Raw genomic sequence first — 15296 nt, 5'->3', positions numbered from 1 at the left:
GATATGACAGCGCTGACAACCCAATCCCATCAATTGGGGCTAAAAGACAAAAGAAGCGTCTTTTTTGGGAGGAAAGGTGCATGATAACGGTTAAATGATGAAACCTTTTGACAAACCTGAGGGATTTAAACGCTTTCAGATCCTTGTTACTATATTACTTGCAAAGGCTTACAACTATGAACAGGGGGAAACAAAAATGAAAAAACGGGCAGGCTGGATGCGCATGGCAATCCTGCTGAGCGCTGCTGCGGTCCTATTCGCCGGCTGCAGCTCAGCAAACACAGGGAACAATGCTTCATCCGGGACAGAAAATGCAGGTTCAGGCGATAGCGGCAAGAAGGTGGCGCTCCGCTTCTCCTGGTGGGGAGACGAAACGAGACATCAGGCGACATTGGCTGCAATCAAGCTGTACCAGGAAGCCAATCCCAACGTGACGATCGAAGCTGAATACGGCGGGTTTGACGGCTACGAGCAGAAAATCAAAACGCAGCTGGCAGGCGGCACGGCTCCGGATATCATGCAGCTCGATACCCCATGGCTCGCCGAGCTGAACAAAAGCGGCAAGCTGCTCGTCGATTTCAGTCAGGAGAAATCCATTGATCTCAGCAAATTCGACGCTGCTTTTCTGAAGGACTTCGTGACCGTTAACGATCAGACGATTGGACTGCCGATGGGCATCAACGGACGCGCGCTTCTGATGAACAAGACGCTTGCCGACAAGTTTGGCATTTCGCTGGACCAGCCCTTTACCTGGGATTCCCTGCTTGAGGCGGCCCGTAAAGTCAGGGAGCAGGATAAAAAGTATTATTTGCTGAACGCAGACTCCGGTATCGTGCAAATGATGTTTCAATCGATTCTGAGACAGCGCACCAACGCTCCGATGGTCAAGGATGACAACACGCTCTCCTTCAACAGAGAGCAGGCGATTGAAGGCTTCCAATGGCTTCTTGACGCATACGATGCCGGGGTATTCCAGCCTTACGGCGAAAGCCAGCTGTTCTATGCGAAGCTTGAGCAAAATCCGAAATGGATCAACCAGGAATTTCTCGGAATTGAAGCCTGGAGCAGTGAAATCACCAAGTATGCGGGAGTGCTGCCTGAAGAGGCGGAATCGCAATCGGTCAGCCCTCCTGTTTTTGACGATGCCTTGACCGGGGCATCCCTTGTCCGTCCTTCGCAAGTCGTGAGTGTGAACAAGGAATCCAGAAATACGGAAGAAGCCGTCAAATTCGTCAACTGGCTGCTGACCGATAAAGAGGCTGCGGTGGTGCTTGGCGATACACGCGCCGTACCTGCCGTGGAATCATCCCGACTGGCCATCGTCGAGGCGAAAAAACTCGATCCGGACGTTTCCACGGCTGTCGAGGTGGCTTCATCCCATCCGGCGACACCGGATAACGTCATTTCGCAAAATTCGCAGCTCAGTGAAGTGCTGAAGGATGTCCTGCAGAAGGTTGCTTTCAAAACGCTGACCCCGGACAAGGCAGCGGATGAGCTGATCGAACGCCTGAACGAGAAAATCGCCGAAGTCTCATAATCTGTGGTTATCGCCGCAATGCCGCTCCGGGACAGTGGCATTGCGCTTTCATAACGAACACCCGAGGTGGAGAGAAATGCAAACTGTAAACAGACAAAAACGTATATCAGGGAAATACAAAGGCTTGCTGTATATCAGCCCCTGGATCATCGGTTTCCTTATTTTTCAGCTCTACCCTTTCTTTGCTTCCATGTATTATTCCTTTACATCGTTTGATTTGATGAGCGCGCCCAAATGGATCGGGTTCGATAATTACATCACTATGTTCACAAAAGATGATATGTTCAGGCAGTCGCTGAAGGTGACGCTCATATACAGTCTGATCGCCGTTCCCTTGAAGGTATCCTTCGCCCTGCTCGTCGCCGTTATCCTGAACGTCAAGATGAGAGGCGTTCATTTCTTCCGGACGGTCTATTACCTGCCTTCCATCCTCGGCGGCAGCGTTGCCGTCGCCGTGCTTTGGCGTTTTCTGTTCATGAAGGAAGGCATCGTGAACCAGATGATATCCTATGTCGGAATACCGGCAATCGACTGGCTGGGCAATCCGCATATCGCGTTATTCACCATTTCGACGCTGGCCGTCTGGCAGTTCGGGTCTTCAATGGTCCTGTTCCTCGCAGGATTGAAGCAGGTGCCGGGCGAGCTTTACGAAGTGGGACGGGTGGATGGCGCTTCAAGGATCAGGATGTTCTTCTCCGTCACACTGCCCTTGCTGACGCCGATCCTGCTGTTCAATCTGATTATGCAGACCGTGAACGCTTTCCAGGAATTCACCGGCGCATTCGTTATTCTGCCGGACGGCGGACCGCTGAAGTCCACCTATCTCTATGGCATGAAGCTGTACGATGAAGGCTTCAAGTTTCTGAAAATGGGCTATGCTTCCGCCCTATCCTGGATTTTGTTTCTTATCATTTTCGCCATTACCGCCCTTGTCATCAAATCATCCAGCTATTGGACGCATTATGAAGACGGAGGTGACCGCAAATGAAAACAGGTGTCCTGCCACGGCAAACGGTTTTGTTTCTTTTCATGTGCCTGTTCGGTTTAGTGATGGTCTATCCGCTCATATGGCTGGTCGGAGCTTCGCTCAAATCCAATCAGGAAATCTTCGGCTCGCTGAGCTTGTGGACAAGCCACGCACAGTGGGATTCCTACCGGAAGGGTTGGATGGGCGCCGGCCAGTATACCTTTACGCTATATTTTATCAACACCTTGAAGCTCGTGATTCCCACGGTTCTGCTGACCGTAGTCTCAAGCACAATCGTCGGGTACGGCTTTGCGAGGTTCAATTTTCCGCTGAAGAAGCTGTTCTTCACGCTGATGATCTCGACGCTGATGCTTCCCCAGGCCGTTCTCGTCATTCCGCGATATATCCTGTTTAAGAATCTCGACTGGCTGAACAGCTATTATCCGTTTATCGTTCCGGCGGCACTCGCGACGAATGCCTTCTTCGTCTTCATGATACTGCAGTTTCTTCGCGGGCTCCCGCGCGAGCTTGACGAATCGGCCAAAATGGACGGTGCCGGCACTTTTGTCATTCTGGTCCGGATTCTCGTTCCGCTTGCCAAACCCGCTCTGGTCTCGGCTGCTATCTTCGAATTCATCTGGACCTGGAATGACTTCTTCAACTCCTTGATCTACATTACCAGCGTCAAAAAATATACCGTTGCGCTGGCGCTCAGAATGGCGCTCGACAATTCCAGCAGCGCCCCCTGGAATCAGGTGCTCGCCATGTCGGTCGTTGCGATTCTGCCCTGCATTCTCGTCTTCTTCCTGGCCCAGAAATACTTTGTGGAAGGCATTGCCACGACGGGCATCAAGGGTTAGAGAGCTCAGATTAAGCTACAAGCAAAGAGCATCGCTCCCCCATTCGGGGCGGCGATGCTCTTTGCTTTGCTCCAAAACCGGTTATTCCCTGATCGCTTTCTCATGATGAAGCCTTCTGATTTTCTTCCTGATCCTGATTCCCAGTCCCAGCAGCAGAATTCCCATTATGGCCAGCATACAGCCAAGCACGAGATTCAGAATGAATAAACGGCCGGATTGGTTAAGTCCAATTATGATTTCCACCAAACACACTGCAAACTCTGCCAACGCCAATGTTGTCCAAAATGTATTTATTTTCTCGTAGTGCTTTATTTTTGATCCAATATCGGTGTACAGCTCAAATTCGCCCTCGGCCGCTTTTTTGCGGAGATAGATCCAGCGGGTATAGGAAGCCACATGCTCGATCCCGTTCTCCTCCAGAAAAGCAATATACTCACCACTCTCGGGATGAGCGGGGAGATTATCCAAAAACTCAATCCGGTACACATATTCGTTCTTCGGAGTTTCCTCAAAGACATATTTGCACCAGGAATACCCCGTAAGCGCCCATCCCTTTGCGGCCATTTCATTCAGCCACTGCTCTTCCTTCTCGTGATCCCAAAAGGCTTTGCGTACAATATGTTCCATTATTGCTCCTCCCCTGCTATCTGTTCTCCGTTCATGAGCAGTTCTCTAAGTCTGGCTATTTCATCCCGAACCATTAATTTCCCCAGGTCAGTAATGACATACTGTTTCTTGCGGGAGTCTTTCTCGTTGTCGAGGAGTGTGATCCATTTCTTCTCGGACAAGGTATTAATCGCACCATACAGCGTACCGGCACCAAGATTGACCCGTGCATGACTTAAATCCTTTACGTTCTGCATAATCCCGTACCCATGCATGGGTGTGTACAGAGACAGCAAAATATAGAACACAGCTTCAGTTAAAGCGCCTCTTTCAGTGCTTTCCGGCAATGCGGCCACCTCCATCTATTACGGTTGCCAATATATCGGCTTACGTAGTAATTGTATCGTATGCCGATATAGTCGTCAAGCGCAAAAAAAACACGGTTGTATGCTACAACCGCGTCCCGGGAAAACTTAGTTCCGCTTTTTCTAATGTCACTCATGGGAAGAAAATGGCTAAAGCTTGGTCTTGATTGCGAGCAAAGCATCCACCGGCGCATGGCTGCTGCCGAATGCCCGCATAAAGGCCAGGTTTTCCGGGCCATGGAACTGCTTCATAATAATCACATCATAACCGAGACTATCCAGCTCCTCCGGCTCCCAGCCGCTGTGGTGCGCCTGATAAATTTCCCCGTTCATTCCGTAATGGTCCACATCATCCTGAGGGAAGTAGCCTCTGGGCGTAAACACAATCACATGATGCCTGGCAATTACATCTGCGCTATGCAGCAGCTCCAGGCCTTCCTGTTTCGTGAAATGCTCAATCGAGTCGATGAACGAAACCGCCGATACAGAATCGGGTACGAACAGCCGGGACATCTGATGCGCGTCGGCGTTTAGCGGAATTACATGACTTGCGTTATATTGGCGGTTCATCAAATAAGGCCGGTGGATATCCATCGCCACAATATGATTGAAATTCATATATTCGAGCAATGTGCAAAGGCCGCTGCCCACATCAAGCAAACTGTCCCGGTAAATTATTCTTTTGTTCAAAAGCGTCATAAAGTCCCGCTCGTACGTCTCCAGAATCATGGTTATCCCCTCCAAGTTATCTAACGGTATCCTGTAAACATATTTTATGAAGCAAAAAAGAATTAGAGACGGCGCTTGTACGCTGAAACACCGTTTTGCCAACAAAAAAAGAGCCTTTCTCTGCAGAAGGGCTCCTCTTCCATGCGGTTTAACAAAAGCATCCTGACGATTTACAAATGGGACCCTCCGCTGGCGTCTATCAGCTGCCCGGTAACCCAGCGGCTGTCCGGGGAAGCCAGAAAAGCAGCAATATCCGCGATATCTCCTGGCTGCCCCCATCTTCCAAAGACCGAATAATCCGCACCGAATTTCTCTCCCGCAGGATCCTGCAGCACCGCGGCATTCATATCCGTGGCAACGAAGCCGGGACGGATGGCATTGATCGTTATTCCGCGCGGTCCAAGCTGGTTGGACAATGCGAGCGTCAGCGCATTAATGGCTCCCTTGGTCATACTGTATACAGCAAGAGCCGGCAGGGAAATTCTTGTCACAGCGGATGACAGATTGATAACGCGTCCCTCATCCCGCAATCGCGGGAGCGCCTGCTGGATCAGGAAGAACGGCGCTTTTACATTGACTCTCATTATTTCGTCGTAGGCGGCTTCCGTTGTCTCCTCAATCGCTGCAGACAGACCGATACCCGCATTGTTGACCAGAATGTCAAGCTGAGTAACGCCCCTTCGTTCCTTCAACGCTTCATCCAGCTTCTCGAACAGAATCTTATATCCATTGGAAAATGAAAGATTCGCCCCAATCGCGAACGCTGAGCCTCCGCTTTGCTCGATCCTGCGGACAACCTCTTCCGCAGCATCCTGGTTCTTGCCATAATGAACGGCCACTAATGCGCCTTCCTCCGCCAGCCTTGCCGCAACGGCACGCCCGATCCCCCGGCTTGCGCCTGTAACCAATGCTACCTTGCCGCTCAATTTACTCATAGTTTCCCAGCTCCTCTTATGTGTAACAAGTGCGCACCTGTCTGACTACAGTTATAACACGAGGCGGGTATTGCCATGTTGCTCTCTCATTCAGGCTGGAGCTGACACGGACGTTAAGCATACGCTGCGGAATCCCGGTCAGTTCATCGGCAGGACGATCGAGCTCGCCAGTGACTCGCTGACGCCGCCGGCAATCGCCTCTGCGATCACATATGCGACAGGAAAACCGGTTGAATATGCCCCCATTCCAATCGAAGTTCTTCGCGGGCAGAGCGAAACGCTTGCCCAGATCTACGAGTGGCTGAACGGGGGCGGTCATGTAGTCGATTTGCCGGCCTTGCGGCAGACATATCCCGGACTTACCAGCTTCGACGCTTGGCTCGAGAAGAAAGGCAAGGAGAGATTCATGGAACTGGCCGCTGAATAAATGGATAGGGCTGCCGCCAACAGCCTTGTCTTTCGAGGATGTCCCCGTTTACCTCTGCTCGACCCGTATTCTAAATTCCCCGCAGCATCCAATACTATTGGGAAAAAAACCGAAATAGTTCATCTATTCTGCCTTTCATCTGCGGAAACCGGCTGGATTGTGCCGTCCACAATGACAGAGAGGATGGCGTCAGCCATCTGTTCCTTGGCGATCCTGACCGGTTCCTGCCCCCACTGGATGGCCGCCCCAAAAATCGCCCAATTGACGACCTGCACCCTTGCTTCCAATCGCGCAAGCTCCTGTGGATCGCCATCACGATGCTGCTTGATCAGCTGGAAAAGGTAATTCTTCAGTTCTTCCTTAATAGTCCGTTCGAGGAGAAGTGCCGGGAAACGCGATGAAGGCTGCTGATGCCGGTATTTGCCCTCAAAACAGCTCAAAACGGTCAAAATAATAATCTGCAGCGTTCTCTTGTCCCAATGCGGATCGGGCGGAAGCGCATCTGTCAGCATTTTTCCAAAATTGTCACGTACGATCTCATTCAACAGCATGTATTTATCTGTATAGTGAATGTAGAATGTGCCCCGATTGACGTTGGCGCGGTCGGCAATATCCTGTATGGTCACCGCAGCAAAACCCTTTTCGCGCATAATTTCTACAAAACCAGTCCTTATCAGCTGACAAGTCCGCTGTATGCGGCGATCCTCGCCTTTTCTTGTGACTGCCATCACGCACGCCCCTTTCTTCCAAATCCTTCCTATATGTTCTGGACAAATCCCGCTTTCTGAACAAAATAGACCGGATGTTAATTATACAACAGATATAAGGATTTGATTATTGTCCCCGCTGTTATAGAGCTCTACTATCATAGTATCTCGACTAACCATAATCCGAAAGGGGAACACAATATGAAAGCCTCTATGGCCCATTCCAGCGAAATCAGTCAAAAATATTCAGCTGCCTTTGAAGCGCTGGGTGAGATAGCCGAGTCATACCATGCATTTGGGCGATCATCAGATGCGAGACATCTCCTGCAAACTTCACTTCAAGTGGCAGCAGCAGATGAAGCGCGCCCGCAGCGGCTAAAACTGCTGCTGAAGCAAGGTAAAATTCTCGCGATCGAGTATGTGTATACGAACTCAGATTCCGAGCTGATGTTTTCAACGCTGCTTGAATCAAGGCAACTCGCTGAGGAGGCGAATGATCGTCAGGGATTAGCGGATGCCTTAAGCTTGCTCGGGATGGCCCATTATTTTGTTGATCTAAACTCCAGCTCCACCATAAACAGTTCCTCAGGAAAATACAATGAAGCCCTTGCCAACCAACAGCAGGCTTTGGAGCTGCGGGAAGCATTGGGCGATACGCGGGGAATAAGCGAGTCCACTTTTCTCATCGGTACCGTCTATGAACGCCGGCAGCAGCTGCAAGCAGCATTGGAACATTATGAGAAGGCTTACCGGATTGCCGAGCAGTTCAACCATACCTATGAAAAAATAGAGCCTTCCCGCCACTTGGCGTATCATGCTTTGAGCCAAGGTATCCTGGAGCAGGCGCTCCAATATGCTTTGCAAGCTTTGACCTTGCGTGAGGAAGCCGGTTTTAGGCCCTACCAGCCTCTCGATCATCTGCTGGTAAGTGACATATATCTGAAACAAGGAGATATCGAGCGCGCTTTAAAGCACGCGACCCAGGCATCTGTCCTCGCCCAAGAAATGGGATATAAAAGAGCGATCGCTTCTTCTTTGCTGACAATTGGAGATATCCTGGCCCTCCAGCATGAACAGGATCAAGCGATTGCCCATTATAAACAAGCGCTTCTGCTTGCGAAGGAGCTTCGGCTTCCACTCGGCATCTCAAGAGCGAAAGAACGGCTTGAAAGTATCGCTAAATTGTAGAGGAAGCATAAGAATACAAAAAAAACAGACGTTCCCTCAACCGGCTTACGCCCCGGGAACGCCTGTTATTCGCCTTTAAGTGCCGATTCTCATCTTATTCGTTCAGCAAGCGGTAAATCATTTGCGCGGCTTCGGCGCGTGTCGAGCTGCCCTGTGGAACAAACTCTCCAGCCGCACGTCCTTGAACCAGACCGAGCGAAGCTGCTTCTTTCACATAGCCCAGAGCCCACGTGGAAATCGAAGCCTCATCCTTGAACGATTCGACCGCTCCTCCCGCAGGCTTACCATTCAGCGTTTCATAACTCCGCATTGCAAGTGTCACCATCTCCTCGCGGGTAATGTTGGCGCCTGGAGCGAACTTCGCTTCGCTGACGCCTTGAACGATGCCCGCTTTGAAGGCGGCGGCGACATCAGCGGCGTACCATGCATCCGCCGGAACGTCTTCAAATGCCGATGAGCCTTCCTCCGTCAGTCCGAGCGCCCGCACAAGCAGTGCGGTAAATTCGGCGCGGGTCACATTGCGGCCCGGTTCGAATTTGGTGTCGCTGATGCCGGTAACGATTTGCTTGGCAAACAGCTCCTTGATGACTTCGGAAGCCCAGTGGCTGTCTGGAACGTCAGAGAATCTTTTGTTGATCTCCAGCACCGCATAGGAGCTGAAATGTGTGATTTGGGCAGCGAATTCGCCATTTTCGTATGTGCCTCCGATGAACTCTGGCAATCCGCTGTCCGGCAGATAAAAGATGGAAGCCAGCTTCGGATTGACCGAAGCGTCAACAGCCAACCGGATGGTCAACGGCTCATTGAATTCATGGATATCGTAGCTGCTGCCATCCGCTGCAATCCACTGAAGCGTAAGCTCGTAAGCGGAGCCGGCAATTGTGGTATCCGCCCCGAATTTGGCCGGATCGGCTGCTGCCGCAGGATTGATCGTCAGGAGGAATGAGCCGTCTTTTAATTGCGCCTCAGTCAACTGGCCCTTCAGCTGCGTGAAGGAAGCAGCCGGAATTTCCAGCTTCGCCTTGCCAGCAACCACGTTCAGCAGCGTCTTCCCAAGCAAATCCGCTGTGTCGGCGGGCAGCTTGAGTGCTGTTGCGGAACCTGTCAGCTCAACAGTTGCTTTGCCTTCTCCGTCACCCTTTAATTGATCCGCAGTTACGGTTACGGGATCAACTGCCGGTGTCGTTGGTCCTGTCGGACCGGAAGGACCTGTCGGACCGGTTCCGCCTCCACTGTCCGGATTGGGATTGGAAATGCTCCCCAATCCCACCTCGACAGAAGTCGTAAAATTATTTGCAACCGATGAGGTCGAAAGATTCGAATCAATGAGCTGGATCTCTTTGAGATTGAGCTCGGCATCACCTTCATTCACCGCTGTGAATGTGAACGTTGCCAGATCGACCGAACCGCTGTCGCCTGTCCCGCTTCCAGTCTTGGTATGGGCAAACACGACATGGGTCCCGCCTGTTTCCGATACGGTGGCCGGAGCGCTGAAGCCGACCACGGTCGATGTCTCGCTGCCCTGCTTGAATGCCAGCAGACTGGAGTTGAAATAAAGATGAAGTTCATAAGCATATACATCCTGGAGGCCCGTTCCCCTTACGGTAACCGTAACTTCCTCACCTTTTTTCAAGGCGCTCTTGGAGGCTTCCACGGAAAAGGACTGGGAGTTGGCCGCAGCCATCGCGAATTGCGGCAGCATGAGGGCTATCGCCAGGCATATTGTTGTAATCAGGATCAGTCTTTTACGCGCCATATACAGGTTCTTCCTTTCTCTTATAGGTGAACAGGCGGCAAGCTCTGACGAGGATGACGATAAAGGGCTGCTGATCAACCGTTTCTGTCCTCCATCGTCCCTTCCTTTTGAATCGGATTACCGCTGCGATGCCGGGATTAATTGACAGGCAGCGAAGGTACGCTTGCCGGCACTACACGATTGTGCGTCGCCTGCTCATAAGAGTAACCAAGCTTGATCAGTTCGCCTTCCGCGTAAGGACGGCCAAGAAGTTCAATGCCAATCGGAGTGCCGCTTGGAACGAAGCCAGCCGGTATGCTGATCGCCGGGAAGCCGGAGAATGGACTCAGACGGTTCGCACTGCCTGCGTTTGAGCCTGTAGGGCCAGAAGTCGACGGATACAGCAGTGCGTCCAAATCATTGTCAGCCATAACTTTAAGCAGGTTTTGCTGGGTGGTTTGCGGCCTGAACAACACAATATCCTTATACTCCGGCGTGAACAGCTCCTGAATATTATTTCTCGTATTCAAAGTAACTGCCAGAGAAGACAAGAAATCCGTACGGGATGCAATAATGTCCGAAAGAGTATGATAACGGACGGCGGGGTCAGCCTTGTTGGCCAGATAGTCATTCAGCTGAAACTTGAATTCGAATCCGCTGAGACTTGGATAATCCATAATCTTGTCGATTTCCGGTATGGTTACATCAACAACTGTCGCACCCTGCGCTCTCATATCTTCAGCTGCTTGATCGAGCAGGTTTAACACTGCCTCGTTGCTGCCCGTTATCGCTTTGTCTCTGATAAGTCCGATGTGGGCGCCTTTTAGTCCGTCCTTCACCAGATATTGGGTATAGCTGGCCGGTTTTTTGCCAATGCTGGCCGCTGTTGCGATATCTGCCGGATCATAGCCGCTGACCGCATCAAGCATAATGGCGGCATCGGATACCGTTCTGGCCATTGGTCCGCCAACATCCTGCGTCAAGGCGAGTGGAATAATCCCGTCGCGGCTGGTCAGCCCGATCGTAGGTCTGATGCCGACTATACTGTTATAGGAGGATGGAATCCGAATCGAGCCGCCCGTGTCCGTACCGAGACCGGCAACCCCGAAGTTCGAAGCAAGGGACGCTCCCGTGCCTCCGCTGGATCCGCCCGGATTTTTGGTCAAATCGTATGGATTTTTTGTTTGACCGCCCAGGGAGCTATTCGTATCGGTGTTAATGGCAAATTCGCTCAGGTTGGCTTTGGCCAGTATAATCGCTCCGGCTGCCTTCAGCTTCTGAATCATGAAAGCGTCGGTTTGCGTTTGATTGTCCTTTAAGCAGGTACAGCCGGCGCTCGTAGGCATGCCTGTCGTATCGTAATTATCCTTCACGATAATCGGAATACCGTGCAGCAGGCCTCTTGGGCCGCTTGTCTTGCGCTCCTCATCCAGAGCTGCCGCCGTTGTCAGCGCATCCGCATTTATGGTGATCAGCGAATTAATAGTCGGGCCCTGCTTGTCGTAAGCAGCGATCCGGTCCAGATACATCTGCACCAGCTGCACCGAGGTCAGCTTGCCTGCCGCTATAGCATTCTGGATGCTCATAATATCGGCTTCCATCAGCTGGAACGACTTGCCGCTGTCATAAAGAACAATTTTGCCGAGGGCAGCCAGGTCAGGCAGATCGATCGTGCCGGTATGGTTGTAATCCGCCGACGAGACCAGCGCCCAGTTCTGGTCCTGCGAAGCGATGCCGAAATTTTTGATCAGAATAGAAAGATCTCCTACGTCGATCGCGCTGTTGCCGTTCAGGTCGCCTGGAGCGGTGCCGGAAATCCGCAAGGCAAGGGCTTGCTCAGGAGTCTGCACTGTACCCCTGTCCGAGAGTCCAAGCTCTACAAAACCGGTGATTCCGCTGATGTCGGTAGCTGCTTTCGCTTTGAAAGTCAGCGAGAGCACAGCGCCGGTTTGAGTCAGGCTGCCAGCCGTATCCGTCGCCACGATCGTAACCTTGCCGGCTTCCTTGTTCTCGCCGGCAATGCTTACTGCAGGGTTTGCAGATGCCGCCTGTATGTAATCAAATAAAGTTTGGTCATATTCAAAAATAAATTTCCCTGCTGTCGCATCACCTGCAGCGCCTGTCAAGGATACATTCACATTAAAGTTCTCATTGACTACGGTTGCAGTCGGACCGGACAGTTGAACGGCTGCTGAAACCTCAGGGGAAACGACTGGAACGATGTCCTCGGCGTAAGCGCTGCGGGCTCCGAACGGAGCACTGAAAATCGCAGCTGCCAACGAGACGCTGAGCAGAAGCGGGCTTGCATATTTAGAAAAGGGTTTAATCATGGCTTCCTCCTTGGTTGTACGTCAACCTCATTTAATGTAATAAAAAATAACGTTTTTCAAGTTCGACAAATCAATCCGGAACAACTCTTTTAAACCGCCCCTATTATGTCATGTTTTCTACCATCTCCTTTTATATTGTCATAATATATCACATAAATTATATGATGTATATGAGATTTTTTAATAGAGAAGAATTTTAAAAATCCGTTTAAATTCGCCACATACAACCGTTTTCATCAATTTCCATTCATTCGATTCCTCTAAATATAGTCTATATAATTTTAGATCATGTTATTTTATATAACATAAAGAAAAAAGCCTCAATATCATCTCGTTTCTCCAGTTCAAATATAATAAAAGAGCGTTTTCATCTATTTTCGGGATCACTTGAATGACTGGTAATTTGGAAGCGGACAGCCATATGCCGTTTTTATCCCGGCGATGGCAAATTACCCCAAACAAATAAGCCCCCGGCAGTCCGGAGGCTCATTTGTTTGGGGTATGGCTCGCCGAGCTTGTCTCAGCGTCACAACCAGGTTTATTTCTCGTGTATCGATATACGGCGCTGCACAGAAGGCCTCGTTTCCGCCGGGATAATAACGGGAGCGTATCCTTCGACTTGTAAAATCTTTTCTGTGAGCCGTCCGCGAAGCTCCCGGGTAATACGGTCATAAGAGTCGAACCCGATCAAATTGGTCAATTCGTAAGGATCCGCTTCAAGATCATACAGAAACTGTTCCACATAGGTATCCGAGGCACTGTCCTCCCACCCGTCCTTGTCAGGAGCGGATACGCTGTATTTCCAGCGTGGGGTGCGCAGCGCACGCCCCACCTGCGACTCGCTGATCTGCACAAAAACATCATCCGGCCGTTCTTCCTCGACCTTCCTGATTGCCGGAAGTATGGACGAGCCCTGCATAGAAGCCGGTATCGGGATGTCTGCTGCATCCAGCAGCGTCGGCGGAAGATCGATGAGACTGACCAGCCGCTGCACCTGCCCGCCTCCTTTAAATCCGGGACCGGTGATAGCCGTCGGCACCCGGATTGAGCTGTCATGGCAGGAGCGCTTATATTCGCTGTTTCTCGTTTTGAAATGGCAGCCATGATCGGAGGTGAACAGAACAACGGTATTGTCGGACAGCCCCAGACTCCGAAGGGTATCCGTCAATCGGCCAAAAGCTTCATCCAGACGCTTGACCATGCCGTAGTAGCCGCCCAGATGCTGGGGAGCGCTTCCTCCCAATGCGGTCAAGTCCGGCGGAGTCCATTTGCCTGTATATTGGCTCTCATAGCCGATCGGCGCCGGATAATTGTCCAGATGATTCTGGTGGTGCGGCTCTATATAAGACAAGAATAAAAAGAACGGATCCTCCTGATGCTTGTCGATATAACGTATGGCGGCATCCGTTATCGCATCCACCCGGTATCCCGGAAGCTTGACCGGTTCGTTGTCATTGTTGTACATGACGGTGTCATACGAATCTGAAGTAAATTCCAGCAGGTTGGATGCCAGCCAATAATCATAGCCTCCCCGCTTCCCCGCAGGAACGGGCTCTTCATCAGCCAGATGCCATTTGCCAATATACCCTGTGCGGTAACCGGAGCCGGAGAAGTAATGAGCCAGCGTCCGACTGTCCTCCGGAAGCGGAATTGAATTCCGGTAGCAGCCGGTCGATGTGGCGTATTTACCGGTCTGCAGAGATGACCGGGCCGGTGCGCACACAGGCTGGCATGTAAAGGAATTGGCGATATGCGTTCCTTCCTGCGCCATGCGGTCAAAGTTGGGCGTAAGACCCAGCGGATTGCCATGCACGCCTGTTGTATCCCAGCGCTGTTGGTCTGTGAAGAAAACAATAACATTTGGACGGGTTTGTTTGCTCATAGTCAGCTGCTCCTTTGGCCCGGTGGCCTGTTATGACAATCCCGAAGCTTCTTTTGTCGTATCCCTGACAATTAATCTTGTCGGCAGTGTCGTCTGGATTTTCTTATAGGTTTTCTGCCGGAGCAATTGATCGAAAGCCGTTACTGCGGTTTGGCCGATGCTGTAAATCGGCTGATGCACCGTAGTCATCGGAGGATTCATGAGGGGCGATACCGCATAATCCCCGAAGCCCGCCAGAGAGATCCCGTCCGGCACCCGGATCCCCAGCTTTTGCAGCTGACTGCTGACAGCCAATGTTCCCCTGTATGTCGTGCAGAATATAGCCGTCGGCCCGGCTTCCTGCAGCATATGTTTGACGGTTTGCAGCTGGTCCTCACGGGGATCAAGCTCCTGTATCCAATTCGGATCAACCTGCAGGCCTTCTGCCAGCATTGCCTCCTGGTAGCCATTGACCCGATCCCTGTCGCAGGGATGAAGGATCGGGGCATGGAACAAAGCAATGCGCTTATGCCCAAGCCGGATGAGATGCCGCACCGCTTCCCGGCAGCCGCCGACATTGTCGATATCCACCCAGGTAATATTGGAGTCCGGATACGATGCGGCAAGCACGACATGCGGAATGCCGAATTGGACGAGGGAGTCGGGCAATCCGGACTTGAGCGGCGGGTTGATAACCAATAGCCCCTGCAGGCCGGCCGAACGGCAAAAGTGCGCGATATCCTTGGATTCATGCAGTGCTTTGCCTGCGTAAGGGATTAGGGTCAAATGCATATCCAGCGAATATGCGGTCTCCATAATTCCGTTCATCAATTCTCCCATATATTCAGGAAAGGAAATAGCGGGAGTTATAATACCGATGGTATCCTGGCGGTTCGTGACCACAGTAGGCCGAAATCCGTGCTCATTCATGAATTGGATGACCTTATCGCGGGTTTCTGTATTCACATCCGGCTTGTTGTTCAGAATCCGGGAAACGGTGGAGACGGACACCCCGCAATTTTCTGCGATTTTTTTGATATTCAATACGG

14 protein-coding genes are annotated in these 15296 nt (G+C 51.4%); 5 read left to right on the top strand and 9 right to left on the bottom strand.

What is annotated here, in order from left to right:
* Window positions 1–196: 196 nt before the first annotated feature.
* From AC0YOB_RS03010 to AC0YOB_RS03000, 3 genes are all read left to right on the top strand, one after another.
* Window positions 197–1537 carry an ABC transporter substrate-binding protein gene (locus AC0YOB_RS03010; RefSeq protein ID WP_475791486.1) on the top strand — a complete coding sequence of 447 codons (1341 nt, stop codon included), beginning with the start codon at window positions 197–199 and terminating at the stop codon, window positions 1535–1537.
* Between the two features lie 76 nt (window positions 1538–1613).
* Window positions 1614–2525 carry a carbohydrate ABC transporter permease gene (locus AC0YOB_RS03005; protein ID WP_210043863.1) on the top strand — a complete coding sequence of 304 codons (912 nt, stop codon included), beginning with the start codon at window positions 1614–1616 and terminating at the stop codon, window positions 2523–2525.
* Window positions 2522–3364 carry a carbohydrate ABC transporter permease gene (locus AC0YOB_RS03000; RefSeq protein WP_210043864.1) on the top strand — a complete coding sequence of 281 codons (843 nt, stop codon included), beginning with the start codon at window positions 2522–2524 and terminating at the stop codon, window positions 3362–3364. Before AC0YOB_RS03005 ends, AC0YOB_RS03000 begins: the two co-directional genes overlap by 4 nt.
* Before the next feature lie 81 nt (window positions 3365–3445).
* Here the strand turns inward: AC0YOB_RS03000 and AC0YOB_RS02995 are convergent, their stop codons facing one another.
* From AC0YOB_RS02995 to AC0YOB_RS02980, 4 genes are all read right to left on the bottom strand, one after another.
* Window positions 3446–3991 carry a DUF2812 domain-containing protein gene (locus tag AC0YOB_RS02995; protein ID WP_475791485.1) on the bottom strand — a complete coding sequence of 182 codons (546 nt, stop codon included), beginning with the start codon at window positions 3989–3991 and terminating at the stop codon, window positions 3446–3448.
* Window positions 3991–4317 carry a PadR family transcriptional regulator gene (locus AC0YOB_RS02990; RefSeq protein WP_475791484.1) on the bottom strand — a complete coding sequence of 109 codons (327 nt, stop codon included), beginning with the start codon at window positions 4315–4317 and terminating at the stop codon, window positions 3991–3993. Before AC0YOB_RS02990 ends, AC0YOB_RS02995 begins: the two co-directional genes overlap by 1 nt.
* Window positions 4318–4485: 168 nt before the next feature.
* Window positions 4486–5064: a hypothetical protein gene (locus tag AC0YOB_RS02985; RefSeq protein WP_475791483.1), complete on the bottom strand. Its 579-nt coding sequence runs from the start codon at window positions 5062–5064 to the stop codon at window positions 4486–4488.
* A gap of 170 nt (window positions 5065–5234) precedes the next feature.
* Window positions 5235–5999 (bottom strand): SDR family oxidoreductase, encoded by a 765-nt coding sequence (locus AC0YOB_RS02980; RefSeq protein WP_475791482.1) that lies wholly within the window; start codon window positions 5997–5999, stop codon window positions 5235–5237.
* Between the two features lie 70 nt (window positions 6000–6069).
* On the opposite strand from AC0YOB_RS02980, the gene AC0YOB_RS02975 reads away from it, so the two are divergent.
* A complete protein-coding gene (locus AC0YOB_RS02975) occupies window positions 6070–6426 on the top strand; it encodes an NmrA family NAD(P)-binding protein (RefSeq protein WP_475791481.1) in 357 nt (118 codons plus the stop codon).
* 119 nt (window positions 6427–6545) lie between these two features.
* On the opposite strand, the gene AC0YOB_RS02970 is transcribed toward AC0YOB_RS02975, so the two are convergent.
* Window positions 6546–7154: a TetR/AcrR family transcriptional regulator gene (locus AC0YOB_RS02970; protein ID WP_475791480.1), complete on the bottom strand. Its 609-nt coding sequence runs from the start codon at window positions 7152–7154 to the stop codon at window positions 6546–6548.
* A 180-nt stretch (window positions 7155–7334) separates the two neighbouring features.
* On the opposite strand from AC0YOB_RS02970, the gene AC0YOB_RS02965 reads away from it, so the two are divergent.
* Window positions 7335–8321: a tetratricopeptide repeat protein gene (locus tag AC0YOB_RS02965; RefSeq protein ID WP_475791479.1), complete on the top strand. Its 987-nt coding sequence runs from the start codon at window positions 7335–7337 to the stop codon at window positions 8319–8321.
* A gap of 94 nt (window positions 8322–8415) precedes the next feature.
* Here AC0YOB_RS02965 and AC0YOB_RS02960 read toward each other — a convergent pair whose 3' ends face one another.
* The 4 genes from AC0YOB_RS02960 to AC0YOB_RS02945 all read right to left on the bottom strand — a co-directional run bounded on the left by AC0YOB_RS02960 (window position 8416) and on the right by AC0YOB_RS02945 (window position 15291).
* On the bottom strand, window positions 8416–10077 hold the full coding sequence (locus AC0YOB_RS02960; RefSeq protein WP_475791478.1) for an S-layer homology domain-containing protein: 1662 nt from the start codon (window positions 10075–10077) through the stop codon (window positions 8416–8418).
* Window positions 10078–10214: 137 nt separating this feature from the next.
* The gene (locus AC0YOB_RS02955) at window positions 10215–12386 is read right to left on the bottom strand and encodes an amidase family protein (RefSeq protein ID WP_475791477.1); all 2172 of its coding nucleotides are present in this window, start codon (window positions 12384–12386) and stop codon (window positions 10215–10217) included.
* Window positions 12387–12924: 538 nt separating this feature from the next.
* Window positions 12925–14268, bottom strand: coding sequence for a sulfatase family protein (locus AC0YOB_RS02950; RefSeq protein WP_475791476.1), 1344 nt, complete (start codon window positions 14266–14268; stop codon window positions 12925–12927).
* Between the two features lie 30 nt (window positions 14269–14298).
* Entirely contained in the window at window positions 14299–15291 is a 993-nt protein-coding gene (locus AC0YOB_RS02945; protein WP_475791475.1) for a LacI family DNA-binding transcriptional regulator, read from the bottom strand.
* Between the last annotated feature and the right edge of the window lie 5 nt (window positions 15292–15296).

The organism is Paenibacillus sp. JT31N17, assembly GCF_056269255.1.
Note: the sequence above shows the minus strand (reverse complement) of the source record. Positions and strands in the feature narration are given on the sequence as shown.

What these genes read in the sequence shown, in the direction of transcription:
- AC0YOB_RS02970 (WP_475791480.1), bottom strand. Translation starts at nt 7,154, where the DNA reads ATGGCAGTCACAAGAAAAGGCGAGGATCGCCGCATACAGCGGACTTGT.
- AC0YOB_RS02965 (WP_475791479.1), top strand. Translation starts at nt 7,335, where the DNA reads ATGAAAGCCTCTATGGCCCATTCCAGCGAAATCAGTCAAAAATATTCA.
- AC0YOB_RS02995 (WP_475791485.1), bottom strand. Translation starts at nt 3,991, where the DNA reads ATGGAACATATTGTACGCAAAGCCTTTTGGGATCACGAGAAGGAAGAG.
- AC0YOB_RS03005 (WP_210043863.1), top strand. Translation starts at nt 1,614, where the DNA reads ATGCAAACTGTAAACAGACAAAAACGTATATCAGGGAAATACAAAGGC.
- AC0YOB_RS02980 (WP_475791482.1), bottom strand. Translation starts at nt 5,999, where the DNA reads ATGAGTAAATTGAGCGGCAAGGTAGCATTGGTTACAGGCGCAAGCCGG.
- AC0YOB_RS02950 (WP_475791476.1), bottom strand. Translation starts at nt 14,268, where the DNA reads ATGAGCAAACAAACCCGTCCAAATGTTATTGTTTTCTTCACAGACCAA.
- AC0YOB_RS02985 (WP_475791483.1), bottom strand. Translation starts at nt 5,064, where the DNA reads ATGATTCTGGAGACGTACGAGCGGGACTTTATGACGCTTTTGAACAAA.
- AC0YOB_RS03000 (WP_210043864.1), top strand. Translation starts at nt 2,522, where the DNA reads ATGAAAACAGGTGTCCTGCCACGGCAAACGGTTTTGTTTCTTTTCATG.
- AC0YOB_RS02955 (WP_475791477.1), bottom strand. Translation starts at nt 12,386, where the DNA reads ATGATTAAACCCTTTTCTAAATATGCAAGCCCGCTTCTGCTCAGCGTC.
- AC0YOB_RS03010 (WP_475791486.1), top strand. Translation starts at nt 197, where the DNA reads ATGAAAAAACGGGCAGGCTGGATGCGCATGGCAATCCTGCTGAGCGCT.
- AC0YOB_RS02960 (WP_475791478.1), bottom strand. Translation starts at nt 10,077, where the DNA reads ATGGCGCGTAAAAGACTGATCCTGATTACAACAATATGCCTGGCGATA.